This is a genomic window from Microcoleus sp. M2_D5, from assembly GCF_036701935.1.
Lineage (GTDB): Bacteria > Cyanobacteriota > Cyanobacteriia > Cyanobacteriales > Microcoleaceae > Microcoleus.
This window is the reverse complement of the sequence record NZ_JAUBRP010000113.1, coordinates 1-14,382: the sequence shown is the minus strand read 5'-3', so window position 1 is coordinate 14,382 and position 14,382 is coordinate 1. Positions and strand designations below refer to the sequence as shown.

At 48.1% G+C, this 14,382-nt stretch carries 10 protein-coding genes; 8 read left to right on the top strand and 2 right to left on the bottom strand.

Annotated elements, in window-relative coordinates:
• Window positions 1–145: 145 nt before the first annotated feature.
• On the bottom strand, window positions 146–343 hold the full coding sequence (locus tag QUA50_RS27760; protein ID WP_015176637.1) for a hypothetical protein: 198 nt from the start codon (window positions 341–343) through the stop codon (window positions 146–148).
• 466 nt (window positions 344–809) lie between these two features.
• Here QUA50_RS27760 and QUA50_RS27755 point away from each other — a divergent pair, with 466 nt between their 5' ends.
• From QUA50_RS27755 to QUA50_RS27735, 5 genes are all read left to right on the top strand, one after another.
• Window positions 810–1,160, top strand: coding sequence for an STAS domain-containing protein (locus tag QUA50_RS27755; RefSeq protein WP_333262077.1), 351 nt, complete (start codon window positions 810–812; stop codon window positions 1,158–1,160).
• Between the two features lie 143 nt (window positions 1,161–1,303).
• Complete coding sequence (locus tag QUA50_RS27750) at window positions 1,304–4,144, top strand: TIGR03960 family B12-binding radical SAM protein (RefSeq protein WP_333262080.1); 2,841 nt, start codon at window positions 1,304–1,306, stop codon at window positions 4,142–4,144.
• A 940-nt stretch (window positions 4,145–5,084) separates the two neighbouring features.
• Complete coding sequence (locus tag QUA50_RS27745; protein ID WP_333262083.1) at window positions 5,085–5,213, top strand: hypothetical protein; 129 nt, start codon at window positions 5,085–5,087, stop codon at window positions 5,211–5,213.
• 402 nt (window positions 5,214–5,615) lie between these two features.
• On the top strand, window positions 5,616–7,943 hold the full coding sequence (locus QUA50_RS27740) for an Rne/Rng family ribonuclease (RefSeq protein WP_333262086.1): 2,328 nt from the start codon (window positions 5,616–5,618) through the stop codon (window positions 7,941–7,943).
• A gap of 2 nt (window positions 7,944–7,945) precedes the next feature.
• Entirely contained in the window at window positions 7,946–8,629 is a 684-nt protein-coding gene (locus tag QUA50_RS27735) for a ribonuclease HII (RefSeq protein WP_333262088.1), read from the top strand.
• Between the two features lie 330 nt (window positions 8,630–8,959).
• Here QUA50_RS27735 and QUA50_RS27730 read toward each other — a convergent pair whose 3' ends face one another.
• Window positions 8,960–11,953: a PAS domain S-box protein gene (locus QUA50_RS27730; protein ID WP_333262091.1), complete on the bottom strand. Its 2,994-nt coding sequence runs from the start codon at window positions 11,951–11,953 to the stop codon at window positions 8,960–8,962.
• An 816-nt stretch (window positions 11,954–12,769) separates the two neighbouring features.
• Between QUA50_RS27730 and QUA50_RS27725 the strand changes: the two genes are divergently transcribed.
• Genes QUA50_RS27725 through QUA50_RS27715 form a run of 3 tightly spaced genes read left to right on the top strand, consistent with a single transcriptional unit; the run spans window position 12,770 to window position 14,277 of the window.
• The gene (locus QUA50_RS27725; protein ID WP_333299454.1) at window positions 12,770–12,940 is read left to right on the top strand and encodes a hypothetical protein; all 171 of its coding nucleotides are present in this window, start codon (window positions 12,770–12,772) and stop codon (window positions 12,938–12,940) included.
• Between the two features lie 9 nt (window positions 12,941–12,949).
• Entirely contained in the window at window positions 12,950–14,065 is a 1,116-nt protein-coding gene (trpD, locus tag QUA50_RS27720) for an anthranilate phosphoribosyltransferase (protein ID WP_333262097.1), read from the top strand.
• Window positions 14,062–14,277: a hypothetical protein gene (locus QUA50_RS27715; protein ID WP_333262100.1), complete on the top strand. Its 216-nt coding sequence runs from the start codon at window positions 14,062–14,064 to the stop codon at window positions 14,275–14,277. The genes trpD and QUA50_RS27715 overlap by 4 nt, the downstream gene beginning before the upstream one ends.
• Window positions 14,278–14,382 lie beyond the last annotated feature (105 nt).

Below are 14,382 nucleotides of genomic sequence, written 5' to 3'. Positions count from 1 at the left end.
CTGGTTATTAAATGGGATCGAAAAATCAAAAATAAAGGCAATGCTATTTTATCCGGTTTAGCTGCGTAGCAGCTTAACACTCCTCTATTGCCCGCTGTGCAAGGATTTGTTTGTTCTTGGATGTGGACTGGCTGCCCGGTTCCCACTATCGACGGCTAGATACCAATTGCACCCGACCGGCATCCATTTCATCCATTAATAACTCTAAAGCCTCATAATCAATATCCGAGATGTACCCCAAACGGGTGAGCTCGTAGTTGATTTCGTTTTCAATGTCAGGCGTCAATTGCTTAATGTAGAGGGCTTTTTCTACAAGTTGACGAATAGCATGAGTTGCTTGCATAGTAAGTCGGAGAACTCCGTACAGTAGACTTCTTGCAAAAGTCCTTTCGATCAAATTTTCGGACGGGCTCTCCGGCCCATCCCAGCTATTTTTGCAAGATGTAAAGTTTTATTGTCCTCTGAACAGTCGAGCGAGCAGGTGATCTAGATCAGAACTAGCAAGTGATTTAAATTACCTTGTTCAGTTTTATCTAACAGCTAGAGCAAAGTCGATCGCTATTTTTAGAGTTACCAATACTTGCGCCTGCTGGTATTAATAAAAAATAGTATAGTAGCTTACGTTTTCTGCCCAAATCTTAGGCAAAATTTCATAAAAAAGAGTCAATAAATAAAGATTCAGTAAAACTACTGACAACAACTGGTCAGTTTGCCTTAGATTAAGTTAGGCTCAGAGCAATCAAGTAGGTTTAGGCTTACATCAGTCCAGCGCAGTAGTTGAAAATACGTAGCAATCATAGGTTTGACATATGCAGACACTTCTTGCCCATAAACCAATTACGGTGATTCGACCCCTAGACTACCTGAATGCAGCCACCTGCGGAGAATTCGGACGGGAACTCATCACAGCAATTGCAGCCCCCGGGGTTGTAGCGGTACTCGTAGATTTGGGCGCAGTAACATTTATTGACAGTGCCGGTTTAATGGCATTGGTGTCGGGCCTCAAGCAAGCGAAAAGAATGGGGCGCAGGTTTAGTATTTGCTCGGTATCCCCCGGGATTAAGATGATTCTGGAACTCAGCCAACTCGATCGAGTTTTTGAGATATTTGAAAATGTCGATAGCTTTCATGCAGAAAACTCCTGCGTAAAACAACACTGATAGAACCTCCTCATCGAGAATAACACGCAACAAAACACAGCCAATTCGGTTAAATGGCCCAAAAGACAGGCGACTGTCGTTGGCGTGTTGGCAGATTTTAAGGTAGGCTGCTTAAGAGTCGCAAATATTTAGCGAGTCGAGCCGTGGCAGTAAAAGTCGAAGAATTACTTACAGCAGACATTAATCAGCCTGCTCGTTATCTGGGAAACGAATTGGGGGCTACGCACAAGCCTTGGGACGAGGCGTCTGTGCGGTGGGTTCTCACTTACCCAGAAGTTTATGAAGTTGGTGCTTCCAATCTGGGGCACATCATCCTTTACAACATTTTGAACGCTTTGCCGAGGCAGTTGTGCGATCGAGCTTATTTGCCCGCCGCCGACTTGGCAGCAAAACTGCGATTAACCAAAACTCCCCTGTTTGCCGTAGAATCAAGGCGATCGCTCACAGAATTTGATATTCTGGGCTTCAGCCTCAGCTACGAACTCGGAGCGACAAACATTCTGGAAATGCTGGACTTAGCCGGCATTCCCCTAACTTGGCAAGAAAGAGCGACCAATCCCCAAAACGGTCAAATGCCGCTGATTTTTGCTGGCGGGCAAACGGCAACTTCCAACCCCGAACCCTACGCGGACTTTTTTGACTTCATCGCTTTGGGAGATGGAGAAGAGTTGCTGCCAGAAATTGGCTTGATTTTGGCAGAAGGCAAAACTAATAATTTGAGCCGAGAAGCATTGCTGCTGGATTTAGCGCAAATTCCAGGCGTCTACGTCCCGCAATTCTACGATATGGCGGCCGACGGTTCCGTTCATCCCAACCGCCCGCAAGTTCCAGAACGAATTCTGCGCCGCGTGGCAACTCCCATACCAGCTTATTCGATCGGCCTAGTTCCCTACGTCCAAACAGTACACGACAGACTGACAGTAGAAATCCGCCGGGGATGCACCCGCGGCTGTCGCTTCTGTCAGCCGGGAATGCTGACTCGCCCCGCGCGCGATGTCGAACCGCAGCAAGTCGTAGAGGCAATAGAACAGGGGATGCAAGCCACCGGGCACAGCGAGTTTTCCCTGCTTTCCCTCAGTTGTTCCGACTATCTGGCACTCCCAGCAGTCGGCATGGAAATCAAAAATCGCCTGAAAGATAAAAATATTTCTCTGTCTCTACCCAGCCAGCGGGTTGACAGATTTGACGATAATATTGCCGACATTCTCGGCGGTACGCGACAAGGCGGTTTGACTTTTGCCCCGGAAGCTGGTACTCAGCGGATGCGCGACATTGTTAACAAAGGTTTGACCAACGAAGAATTGCTTCGGGGTGTCAAAACTGCGGTCGATCGCGGCTGGGATAAAATCAAGCTGTATTTTATGATCGGTTTGCCTGGGGAAACTGATGAAGATGTTCTGGGCATCGCCGAAACAGTCCGCTGGCTGCACAGGGAATGCAGGATCAATGGTCGGCGGGGACTGAATTTTAACTTGACAATTTCTAATTTTACGCCTAAGCCTCACACTCCTTTTCAGTGGCACTCGGTTTCTACTGCTGAGTTTTCCCGCAAGCAAAAACTCCTGAAGGAAGAGTTTCGGGGGATGCGGGGTGTCAAGGTGAATTACACTGATGTGCGGATTTCGGCAATGGAGGATTTTGTCGGACGGGGCGATCGGCGTTTGGCCGCTGTAGTCCGCCGCGCTTGGGAACTTGGCGCGGGTATGGATGCGTGGTGGGAAAGCTTGGATCGGGCTTACAAAGCTTGGACTCAGGCGATCGATGAGTCGGGCCTTACCTGGAAATACCGCCAAGTCGAAAGCGGCGAGTGGAATCTTTTTGAGAAGGAAGAGGAGAAGGAAGAAGAAAGTTCGGCAACGGATTCTGTAACGGATGTAACGGATGTAACGGATGTCAGTTCAATGTCCGTCGGAAGAAGGGAGAAGGAAGAAGGAAGAGAAATCAAGGAAGATTTTCCAAATTCTCCCTCTCTCCCCCTCTCCCTCTCCCCCACTCTCCCCCTCTCTCTCGATCGGGCCCTGCCTTGGGATCACTTAGACACGGGGATCGACAAAAACTGGCTGAAAATTGACTTGCAAAAGGCTTTGGAAGCAGCGACGGTTCCCGACTGTTCCTTTGAAGGGTGTTCGCGCTGCGGGGTTTGCGGCACCGATTTCGGACACAATGTGGTGGTGGATGCGCTGCCAATTCCAGAGTTTGCTGGGGAGTTTGTGCCGAATACGGATCGGAAACAGCGTTTGCGGGTTTGGTTCGGGAAGGTGGGCGATATGGCTTTGGTCGGTCATTTGGATTTGATCCGATTGTTCGATCGAGTAGTCCGCAGAGCCGATTTGCCGATTTCGTTTACCGGCGGGTTTCACCCGAACCCTCGGATTTCTCTGGCAAATGCTCTGCCTCTGGGCGTTACCAGCACTGGGGAAATTGCTGACTTTGAGCTGACTGAGCCGATCGATATTGAGAGTTTTCGGGAAAAGTTGGCCGCTAAGCTGCCGGAAAATATTCCGATTTACAAGGTTGAGCCGATCGATCTCAAGGCTCCTTCTGCTAACCAGTTGTTAGAAGCAGCGGAGTACGTGATTGCTGTGGCTTTAGGGGGTTCGCTGACAGAAAATGGCGAATTAGACCGTGAAAATTCAGCTCCTGTCTCTCCGGCTCCTGATGCCAACTGGGAAGCTTGGGTCAAGACGATCGCCGAAACCGAGGCTTTTTGGCGGGTGCACACTACTAAGTCGGGAAAGACTCAGGATGTGAATTTGCGCGAGAGGCTGCACAAACTAGAACTTGTAGAGCAGAAACCAGACAGTACCTCTGCCTTTGGTGGTACATCCAAAGGTAGAGCCGTCTTGCGTTTTACGGGCAGTTGTCGCAGCGATGGCAACTTGCTAAAACCAGAACATATTGTGTTCATGCTCGAACAAGTCAGCCAGCAGGAAATTCAGCTTCTACAGGTTGAGCGCAGTCAGCTAATCCTGGGTTATGGTTAAGATAGGGAAGCGGTGGTGGAATATTTCACCTTCGGCTCTCGATCGGGATGTGTCGTTTCACGCTATAATCGCTTGTTATGGAAGCCGCCGCGGCTCGAGCGCTTTAGTCGCTCGCCGCTAAGAGTCAACCAGCAACGCGGGCTGGGTGCAATTTGCTTCTGTTCAAGACTTTAAGCCTTTTTGTTGTACATTCACGGGCTAAATCTAGCGCCAAACCCGCCGGAGCGGGGTCTGAACCAAATTTAGCGATTAATTTCGATCGATCGACTGGTTGTCGGTGGTCGGCTTATTCAAAAATTTTACGGTTCAAACCGCAGAGCGGGTATTCAACAATAAATGTTTTTGGCGGGTCAAAAAACGGAGATAAGCCCCCGACTTAAGTCGTGGAAAACCAAAAATTTTAGATTTTAGATTAAAGTTCCAGCTCCCAGATTTATCTGTGGAGTAAATCTAAAATCTAAAACCTAAAATCTAAAATCGACTGATCCGTCAAAAAACGCAGATAAGCCCCCGACTTAAGTCGTGAAGAACCAAAAATTTTAGATTTTCAACTTTAGTTCAATGTCCCAGATTCATCTGTGGAGTAAATCTAAAATCTAAAATCTAAAATCTACTGACCCGTCAAAAAACGGAAATAAGCCCCCGACTTAAGTCGGAGAGAACCAAAAATTTTAGATTTTAGACTCTAGTTCAATGTCCCAGATTCATCTGTGGAATAAATCTAAAATCTAAAATCTAAAATCTAAAATCTAAAATCGACTGACCCGTCAAAAATCGGAGATAAGCCCCCGACTTAATTCGTGGAAAACCAAAATTTTAGATTTTAGACTAAATTTCAATCTCCGAGATTCATCTGTGGAGTAAATCTAAAATCTAAAATCTAAAATCTAAAATCGACTGACGAGGTTTTAGGGTTGGCAGGGGCGGAGGTTGCAGTCGAATGCGAAGCTGGGGTATGTTGAGTGCGATCGCGCAAGAATTCAACAAAAGTCCTTACGCTTTCACTCCTACCTACTTTCGCTCAAAACCAGCCCTCAACCACCACGCAAGCGGAGTTATCAGTTCGTAGTGTTAAGTTGTGTGTTAAGAAATTGGTACGGTGTCAATGAATTTATTCGCGCTCGTTTAAAGGAAGAGTTGTAAGTGTTGAATTTTGAGTATTGATTTCGCAATTCTCAATTCAAAACTCAAGATTCCTAACTCGATAAAAGCCTCCTTATTTCTATCTCTCAGATTTATCTGCTGAGCATAACTCATAACTCTGTACGGGCGGGTTTAACTACTTTATCTGTAACAGTTAACAGTGAAAAGTCAACAGTTAACAGTGAACGGTCAACAGTTAACTTTCCTTCCAGCCTGCACCAACTCACAGCTAATAACTCTTCAAGCTACTACTAATTACAGTCTAAGTCAGAGGCACTATGAGTGCGTAAGTGTCTCTAACTTGCTGCCAGTTTTTTGAGGAAATTGAATGACAAAGCAGATAGTTATAGCAGAGCAGCATCGCATTGCTGCCGTATTTTCAGAAGATCAAATCCAAGAACTTGTGGTAGCCACAGGCAGCCACCAAGTCAGCGACATTTACTTGGGAATTGTTGAAAATGTACTCCCTGGGATAGATGCGGCCTTCGTTAATATTGGCGACCCAGAACGTAACGGGTTTATGCACGTCACAGACCTCGGCCCGCTGCGCCTTAAACGATCGGCAGGAGCAATTACAGAACTCCTGACCCCCCAGCAGAAAGTGGTGGTACAGGTAATGAAAGAACCGACGGGCAGCAAAGGCCCCCGGCTGACAGGCAACATTACCCTGCCGGGCCGCTATTTGGTACTGATGCCCTACGGCAGGGGAGTCAATCTCTCGCGGCGGATCAAGTCGGAAGCCGAGCGCAACCGCCTCAGAGCCCTGGCTATTTTGGTGAAACCTGCCGGGATGGGGCTGCTGGTACGCACCGAGGCTGAGGGGATGACTGAAGAAGCGATCGTGGAAGATTTGGAAGTCCTCCAAAAACAGTGGGAAGCCGTTCAACTAGAAGGCGGTACTTCGCGGGCGCCGGCACTGCTCAACCGGGATGACGATTTTATCCAGCGGGTGCTGCGAGATATGTTCAGCGGTGACGTGAATCGGATTGTGGTGGACTCGCAAAATGGAATTAAGCGGGTGAAGCAGCAGTTGATGAGCTGGAACGGCGGTAAACTTCCTGCGGGAGTTTTGATCGACCACCACCGAGAGCGCGCCTCGATTTTAGAATTTTTCCGCGTTAACGCTGCGATTCGAGAAGCCCTCAGACCGAGGGTTGATTTGCCTTCGGGTGGTTATGTGATTATCGAGCCGACTGAGGCGCTGACGGTGATTGATGTCAACTCTGGCTCGTTTACTCGATCGGCGACGGCTCGGGAAACGGTACTCTGGACAAATTGCGAAGCAGCCACGGAAATTGCTAGACAACTGCGGTTACGCAATATTGCCGGGGTGATTATTGTTGACTTTATTGACATGGAATCCCGCCGCGATCAGTTGCAGGTGCTGGAACATTTCAATAAAGCTCTCAAAGCTGACAAAGCTCGGCCGCAAATCGCTCAACTGTCGGAATTGGGACTGGTAGAACTCACTCGCAAGCGCCAAGGTCAAAATATTTACGAGTTGTTCGGCCATACTTGCCCTACTTGCAGCGGGTTGGGTCATCTGGTGCACTTGCCTGGGGAAGAAGACTTCGCCGCAGCGGTGCGGGAATCGGCCGATCGCACTGTTGCTACGTCGAACCGCGTTTTGTTGAATTTGCCCGAAGGATTGGAACGCCGCAGCTTGACGCCTGTGGCTGCTGCAACTACTGCCCCGGTGCGGGAAGAACGCCCCCCCGAACCTGCTAGGGCTGCTTGGGAGCCTCAAAGCGAAAGTTTGGATTTTGAGAGCGGCAGCAACGCCTTGCCTTTGGACTTGCTCAACCATCCCAGCTATCAGGATTTGGGGAACGGAACTAGACGGCGCCGCCGCCGCCGGATTGGCGAAGAGCCTTTTGCTCTCCCGGCGGAGGAGGAACCGGTACGCAGCAAGTTGCGGCTGCCGAATACTTCGAGCGCGCCCGTTGCGGATACGCGCTCTGAGTATCTGGCACCCCCCGGCATCCGGGCGGCTTCGGAGGGCTTCGGGCTGGTGAATATGGCGACTGTTGGCAGGCGCGAGGATTTCGATCGCGTGCGTCCGGCTAAGTCTGAGTTGATGAAGCCGATGGTGGAGCCTCCAGAGGTGATTTCGGTGGAAATGACGGCGGAGGAGCAGGATGTTTATGCTCTGATGGGCATTTCTCCTTTGGTGCTTACGGATCGCAGCGTGAAAAATCCTAAGAATGCGATCGTTTCGGTGACTCTTCCGGGAGTGGCCCCGAACAAGCCGCCTTTCGAGCAGCTCGAATTTGAATTTGAAGCGACGACGCCTCCACAGAATGTTGAGGATGAGGAACGGGATTATTATCCAGAAAGGTCGGTAGTTGAGCCTGTTTTTTCTGAGGCGGATGATGATGATGATGATGATGATGATGTCCAAATTTATGGCGAGAGTTCGATCGAGGAAACTGATGATTTTGATCGGATGGAGGAACCCAGTGATTTGATGGACGAATCCCCTGAGCCGATCCAATCCCAGGAGCCGATCCAATCCCAGGAGCCGATCCAATCCCAGGAGCCGATCCAATCCCCTGAGCCGATCCAATCCCAGGAGCCGATCCAATCAAGCGAACCCGAGGAGCCTGCTATCAACCGCCGCCGGCGCCGCCGCTCATCTGCCCTTGTGGATGAATAGTTATGAAAGAAGAGGGAACAGATAAGAGGAAAGAAAGAAGAAGGAAGAAGGAAGAAGTAGAAATTTTTACTCTCTTCCCATCTTTCCATCTTCCCCTTTCCCCCTCTCCCTCGAACGCTCTGGTAATTGCGGGTGTGGATGAAGTCGGACGAGGGGCTTTGTTCGGGCCGGTGGTGGCTGCAGCCTGCATTTTGCCCGACGAAGTTCTCGATGAATTAGCAAGTTGCGGGGTGCGCGACAGCAAGCAGTTGAGTGCCGCAGCCCGGAGTCGCTTAGCTGTGAAAATCCGGGCTGTGGCTGTTGACTGTCAAATTGGTGCGGCTTCGGTGCGGGAGATCGATCGCCTCAATATTTTGCAGGCTTCTTTGTTGGCGATGAAACGGGCAATTTTGAAGTTGAAGGTGACGCCGGATTTGTGTTTGGTTGATGGGAATCAAAGGATTCCCAATTTGGCGATCGAGCAAGAGACGATGATTAAAGGTGATGCGCGATCGATTCAGATTGCTGCTGCTAGTATTGTGGCGAAAGTTTGGCGCGATGAATTAATAGTACGTTTGGCTGTTAAGTATCCTGAATATGACTTGACAAATAACAAGGGATATGGAACAGCTAAACATAAATTGGCTTTGGAACGCTGCGGTGTATCTGTCTTTCACCGACAATCTTTTAGCCCTTGTCAAAAATAGTTAGTTGTATCTGAAATGTTGCACCATTCTCAACTAGCCCTGGCATTTTCTCCTAACGATCGCGAATTAAATAATTTACACAAGTTTGTGGGGAGTAGGGGCCCTAGCGTCCCGCCTGCCCTTTCTGGACGGGCTATAAGAGCCCATCCCACAAGAACCATCACGCATTGTAAGTTATTTAATTCTCATTCCTAAAATGTGAAAGAAAGGACTTCAAAACAATCAGGTAGGTCAATGTTAACGATTCTTAAACAGTAAGTACCAGTATTATTAGTCGCTTACTCAATCATTACCAATGGTAAGTCCGGATACGATCGCCCCGATCGCACTTTAGGATTGTTCGATCGGTTGTTCGATCGGCAACTCTATGATAAACTCGGCTCCGTGACCGAGTGCAGACACGCAGCTAAGTTTGCCACCGTGTTCTTGGACAACTTTGTAGGAAATGGACAAGCCTAAACCGGTGCCTTTGTCGGCGGGTTTGGTGGTAAAAAAAGCCTCGAATAACTGCTGGGAAACTTCTTCTGGCATACCGGGGCCGTTGTCAGAAATCCTAATTACAGCATTAGAGTTTTGGACTTCTGTCCTAATTTTAATCTTGCTGCGGTTAGCTTTGACTTCGGCAACTGAACGCCCTTCGTTGTATTCCTCGATCGCGTCGATCGCATTTCCGATCAAATTCATAAATACCTGATTGATTTTCCCAGCATAACACTCAACCAAAGGCAAATTTCCATAGTCCTTAATTACCGCAATTTCGGGATAGTTACCTCTGGCTTTCAGGCGACTTTGCAGAATCAGCAACGTTCCTTCAATGCCTTCGTGCAGGTTAACTTTGCTCATTTGAGAATCGTCTTTGCGGGAGAAATTTCTGAGCGATCGCACGATTTCCCGAATGCGATCGGCCCCAACCTGCATCGAAGACATCGCTTTCGGCAAATCTTCTAGCAGAAACTCTAATTCGATATCCTTAATTTGAGCTTGAATTGCTGCCGGCGGCTGCGGGCAGTGCTTCTGGTACATATCGAGCAAATTCAGCAAATCTTCGGTGTAGTGGCCCACGTGGACGAGATTGCCGCAGACGCTGCTAACAGGATTGTTAATTTCGTGAGCAACACCGGCTACCATTTGACCGAGAGTAGACATTTTCTCCGTGTGAATCAGTTGAGCTTGAGTTTGCTGCAATTCGTGCAAAGTATTTTCGAGTTGAAGTTTTTGTTGGGTTAACTCTGTTTGCGATCGCCGCAAAGCTTCTTCGCTGCGTTTCTGCTCGGAAATATCAGTAATTAACCCTTCCAAAGCTATCAATTCTCCCGAGTCGGAAAATACTCCCAAACCTTGCTCCCAAACCCATTTTAATTCGCCATTTTTAGAAGTAATTCGGTAATTTAGCTGATAGGGTCGATTTTCTTGTAAAGCAATTTGCACGGCATTCCACAAATTCTCGCGATCGTCCGGGTGAGTCAATTCCGAGATAGAAACTTGCCGAGTGCCGATAAATTCTTCAGGAGAATACCCGGCTAACTGATAGCAACCTTCGCTGACAAACTCCATACTGCGATCGGCATCGTTGCGAAAACGGTAGGCCATTCCCGGCAAATTGCTCATCAGCGTCGCCAATGCCCGCTGGCTTTCCCGTAGGGCTTCTTCGGCGTGTTTGCGATCGGTAATATCCGTCATCACCGCCAGCATACAGAGTTCGCCGTCCAAATTAATCAACTCTGCTGACAGCAAACACACCACCACCGATCCAGACTTCATCCTAAACTCGCATTCCTGATTGCGAACAACACCTTGTTCGTGCAAACTTCGCCTAAAATTAAGTCGATCTTCAGGCCTTACCCAAATATTTAACCCCGGTACTGTATTCCAGGTCGTTTCTTCTAAATCATAACCAGTCATCAACAGAAAACTATCATTAACTTCAATAAAACGACCCTCAGCAAAAGTAGTAATTATCATCGGATCTGGACTCGATCGAAAAGCCTTAGAAAACTTTTCTTCCGATAACCTCAACTTTTTAATAGCCTCTTCCAACTGACTTGTCCGCTCTTTAACCCGGCATTCCAATACCTCATTAGCCTGCTTCAATGCTTCCTCAGCCTGCACCCGATAAGTGATATCGCGCACCACGCCTTGCAGCCCAATTTTGCCGCCAATATCCATAGAAGTTAGCAGCACTTCCGCCGGAAACTCAGAACCATCCAAACGACGGTGCCGCCAGTCAAAACGGCAATTTCCCGATCGCAAAGCCGTATTAATTCGCTCTTGAGAAAGACTCATAGAATCTTGTCCGTCCGGTTGCAACGGCGGGCTGAACTCCGAAGGATGCTTGCCGCAAAACTCTGACTCAGTGCTGCATCCAAATAACTTTAAAGTAGCCGGATTGCAATCCAAAAAACCCTCTTCGTCTAGCAGCATTACCGCATCAGTCGTCGATTCGTACAAAGTGCGAAACTTTTTTTCCGACGCCTGCAAAGAAGCAATCAACTGCATCTTTTCCCCAGCCGCCCGCTTTTGCTCAGTAATATCCTGCATTACTTGAGAAAAGCCCTGCAACTTTCCCCTTTCATCGCGCAAAGGAGTAACAATAATATTCGCCCAAAATCGCGATCCGTCTTTGCGAAGCCGCCAGCCTTCATTTTCGTATCGACCTTCGGCCACAGCCCTGATTAATTTTTCTTTGTGCTTGCCGATTTCAATATCATCTTTAGTGAAAAAACACTCCGAATTATTGCCAACTATTTCATGAGATATGTATCCCAAAATGCGTTCTGCACCAGAATTCCAGCTAGCTACATACCCATCTGGATCTAACATAAATATAGCATAATCTTTAACGCCTTCAATTATTAAGCGCAGGCGTTCTTCGCTTTCTCGAAGTGCAGATTCTGCTTGCTTGCGCTGGGTGACATCTTCTACAAAACCTTCGTAGTAGAGCAATTTCCCTGATTCATCGCAGACAGCCCGCGCGTTTTCAGCGATCCAAATTATTGTTCCGTCTCGGCGATAAATCTGCGACTCAAAATCCGATACGATACCCTGTTCTTGCAAAGCAGAAACAAACTGATCGCGCCGATCGGGATTGACGTAAAGCTGATCGCTGATATCAGTCAGACAGCCCATCAATTCCTCGGCGGAATTATATCCGTAGATGCGAGCCAAAGCTGGGTTAGCGCTGATGTAGCGACCGGATTGGGTTGTTTGAAAAATACCCGACACAGCATTTTCAAACATACTATAATATTTTGCTTCCATTTGGTGCAGTGCCTCCGCGACATTCAGGCATTCTATCGCTTTATTTCCTAATTTTTGATTTCCCACTTGTGAATACCCTGCTCTTGTGTGTGAGTTGAATATTTTCGCTCTACCGCCTGTTGAATTTTAGCCGTTATTTAGGCTGAAAAATGGTGTTTCTCAGCCGGAGAAGAGTGTGTTTATTCATCTGTCCTACGGGGCTGTTAGTTGTTAGTGGTTGAGCAGAAAGTTTAGTCGATCGGGTATTTATTTTAGGCTCGATCCAGCCCCAAAACGGATACCGTGCCACGTACTCTTGTCGTGGAAAGATCAAAATTTTAGACTAAGGTTCAAGCTCCCAGATTTATCTGTGGGGTTAATCTAAAATCTCAAATCTCAAATCGACTGACTGACTGTCACGATCGCATTGGCACCTCGATCGGCCTGCGGTGCAGGTATTCGAGCAAAAGCCGCTCCTTGAAATCTCCCTGAATATATTAGCAGTTGAATACCCTGAAATAATTTAGTAGCAAGGATGTTGTTACAATAAAAGGCCGCGACTTCTACAACCGCAAGAGTCTATTTTTAGGATTTGGGTGAGAGTACGATCGACTCTTACCCGAAGCAACTAACCCACCTGCAAGAGCTAAACGCTCGCTGTCCTTGCTGTCACTCGATTGGAGATTTCAAATTTTAGATTGAAGTTGACTCCCCAGATGAATCTGGGGTTCTCCTAATGTCTAAAATTTTTTGCTCTTCACAACTCCTGTCGGAAAATTTTATCGGTCTTTGGGTGCCCTGAGTTACTGTTAAGTATTATTGCTGATAGATAATACAGCAGACTACTGGCAGTTTTACAATTTGGGGTTTCTATGTAAAGTTGGCACAACAATAGGGTAATTGTTGTATCAAAAAATTCATATTCGGCTGCTACGGGCCGACAAATTCTGTAGCGGTGCTGGCATTTGGGCAAAAATCTGGGCCCGATCGCGCAAAATGTGGTCTGCCAGTCTGGTAAAATCCCGATCGATTCTCGGTTTGGCCGCAAAGCTCGATCGAGCTAAATTTGACTAGAACTAATAAATGACAGATTCTCCTCTACTAGCAACGCCAGAGTTATCCCCTGCTTCAACCCAGACGCCGGATTCTCCTGTGTGGCCAGCCCTCCTGCAACAACTATTAGACAGACAATCTCTCTCACGCGCCCAAGCAGCCGACTTGATGCAGGGATGGCTAGCCGAAGCTATTCCCCCCGTCCTCTCAGGAGCCATTTTAGCGGCCATCCAAGCCAAAGGCATTTCTGCCCAAGAATTGGCAGGAATGGCTCATGTATTGCATTCTCAGTCGCTTGCAGGCGAGTCGGAGAGCGTTTTCGATCCCAAATCCTCAATCTCGAATCTTAAATTAATTGATACTTGCGGCACCGGTGGCGACGGCGCTTCCACGTTTAACATTTCCACTGCTGTAGCTTTTGTGGCCGCCGCCGGCAAAGTTCGAGTCGCGAAACACGGAAATCGCTCCGCATCGAGCAAAGTGGGTTCTGCTGACGTGTTGGAAGCACTGGGAGTCAACCTCAACGCCGATCCCGCGAAGGTAAAAGCTGCGGTAGACTCCGTGGGCATCACCTTTTTATTTGCCCCTGGGTGGCATCCCGCACTTAAGGCTGTAGCGCCGCTCCGGCGCACTTTGAAGGTGCGGACTATTTTTAACCTTTTAGGGCCCCTGGTCAATCCTATGCGCCCTACAGGGCAGGTAATCGGGGTGTTCGATCCTAGTCTGGTGTCAACTATTGCTCAAGCTTTGGGCGAGTTGGGGACTGAGTTAGCTGTAGTCGTTCACGGCAGAGAAAAATTGGACGAGGCGGGTTTGGGTGATGTGACTGATTTGGCGGTTTTGTCGGATGGCAAAGTCGAACTCACTACTTTAGACCCCCAAAAGGTAGGATTGACACCAAGTGCGATCGGCTCGTTAAAAGGCGGAAATGTTGAGGAAAACGCCGAGATTTTGCGGAACGTTTTGCAGGGCAAAGGTACGCCCGCACAAATGGATGTTGTAGCTTTGAATGCGTCTTTGGCTTTTCAGGTGGGAGGTGCAATTCCTATGGGCTCTCACGCAGCAGGAGTTTCTATGGCTAAGGAGATTTTATTTAGCGGTGAAGCTTGGTTGAAGTTGCAGCAGTTGATTGAGTTTTTGAAATGAAGTCAGTTGACAGTTGTTATATCATGTTCGGTGGATTGACCGTGATTCCCGTAGGGGCGGGTTCACCAGCAATAGTCGCCAAAAACCGACAATCTCAAAAACCCGCCCCGACTATGTATGATGCGCGATCGATCGGACATGATATTAGTTGTTCGTTGACCCGAAAGCAGTTGGTAGTTGTTAGGAAAGCAGTTGCTACAAATAACCAGTAATCAATAACAAATAACAACTAAGGAATGAGAATTAAATAACTTTCACTCTAGAAAGTGGGATGGGCGTCCCGCCCGTCCACTCATGACGGGCGGGACGCCCATCCC

Excerpts from the sequence above, each read along its gene's own strand:
- QUA50_RS27715 (WP_333262100.1), top strand. The coding sequence starts at position 14,062 with ATGAAGTCAGTTGACAGTTGTTATATCATGTTCGGTGGATTGACCGTG.
- QUA50_RS27760 (WP_015176637.1), bottom strand. The coding sequence starts at position 343 with ATGCAAGCAACTCATGCTATTCGTCAACTTGTAGAAAAAGCCCTCTAC.
- QUA50_RS27735 (WP_333262088.1), top strand. The coding sequence starts at position 7,946 with ATGAAAGAAGAGGGAACAGATAAGAGGAAAGAAAGAAGAAGGAAGAAG.
- QUA50_RS27745 (WP_333262083.1), top strand. The coding sequence starts at position 5,085 with ATGCGAAGCTGGGGTATGTTGAGTGCGATCGCGCAAGAATTCAACAAA.
- QUA50_RS27740 (WP_333262086.1), top strand. The coding sequence starts at position 5,616 with ATGACAAAGCAGATAGTTATAGCAGAGCAGCATCGCATTGCTGCCGTA.
- trpD (WP_333262097.1), top strand. The coding sequence starts at position 12,950 with ATGACAGATTCTCCTCTACTAGCAACGCCAGAGTTATCCCCTGCTTCA.
- QUA50_RS27755 (WP_333262077.1), top strand. The coding sequence starts at position 810 with ATGCAGACACTTCTTGCCCATAAACCAATTACGGTGATTCGACCCCTA.